This is a genomic window from Halomonas litopenaei (assembly GCF_017303055.1).
GTDB lineage: Bacteria > Pseudomonadota > Gammaproteobacteria > Pseudomonadales > Halomonadaceae > Halomonas > Halomonas litopenaei_A.
In genome coordinates, this window is sequence record NZ_JAEKJT010000021.1 from 1 (window position 1) to 968 (window position 968).

Here is a 968-nt window from a genome sequence, read left to right on the forward strand (position 1 = left end):
TTGGTCAGGGTCACCGGACCATCGGCGCCGGCCACGTCCAGGCCACCGGCACTGCCGTCCAGCACGTTGACGGTGATCGCCACGTTCTCGTCGGTCTCGGCCGCGTCGTCGGTGGCCTCGGGCACGTCATCCTTGATGTCGATGGTCAAGTTGGCCGGATCGCTGACGTCGCCGTCGGAGTCGGTCACCACCAGGCTGAACACGTCCTGGATACCGTCGCTGTCGGTGCCCTGGCTGCTATGGTCGGTGGTGTTGTCGTCCAGGGTGTAGGTGTAGCTGTAGTCCCCATTCACCACGCTGACGACCAGGGTGCCGTAGGTACCCTGCACGGTGCCGCCATTGGTCACGTCCACGCCACTGATCACCACCGAGCCCACGCTGTCGGAGCCGGTATCGATGGCGATGGTGCCGCTGGTGCTCTCCAGGTCGGTGGCCGACTGGCTGCCGCCGTCGTCCAGACCGGCTTCGTCCACCTCGTTATTGCCGGACGCATTGGGCGTCTCGGGATTCACCTCCACCACCGGGGTCGCGTCCACGGTGATGGTCAGGGTCGCGTTCGCGGTATCCCCGTCGGCATCGGTGATGGTGTAGTCGATCAGCACGTCGCCTTCAAAACCCGTCGCCGGGGTAAAGGTCACGCTGCCGTCACCATTGAAGCTCACGCTGCCCTGGCTCGGGTCCTGCAGCGCGGCGTTGGTCAGGGTCACCGGACCATCGGCGCCGGCCACGTCGGCCCCGCCCGCACTGCCGTCCAGCACATTGACGGTGATCGCCACGTTCTCGTCGGTCTCGGCCGCGTCGTCGGTGGCCTCGGGCACGTCATCCTTGATGTCGATGGTCAGGGCCGCGGGATCGCTGACGTCGCCGTCGGAGTCGGTCACCACCAGGCTGAACACGTCCTGGATGCCGTCGCTGCCGGTGCCCTGGCTGCTATGGTCGGTGGTGTTGTCGTCCAGGGTGTAGCTGTA

The 968-nt window shown here is 66.3% G+C and carries 1 protein-coding gene; it reads right to left on the reverse strand.

Going from position 1 to position 968, the window contains the following annotated elements; genetic code table 11:
* Positions 1 to 968, reverse strand: a 968-nt coding sequence (locus JF545_RS19795) for an Ig-like domain-containing protein (protein ID WP_206944877.1), incomplete at both ends; no start/stop codon positions are given.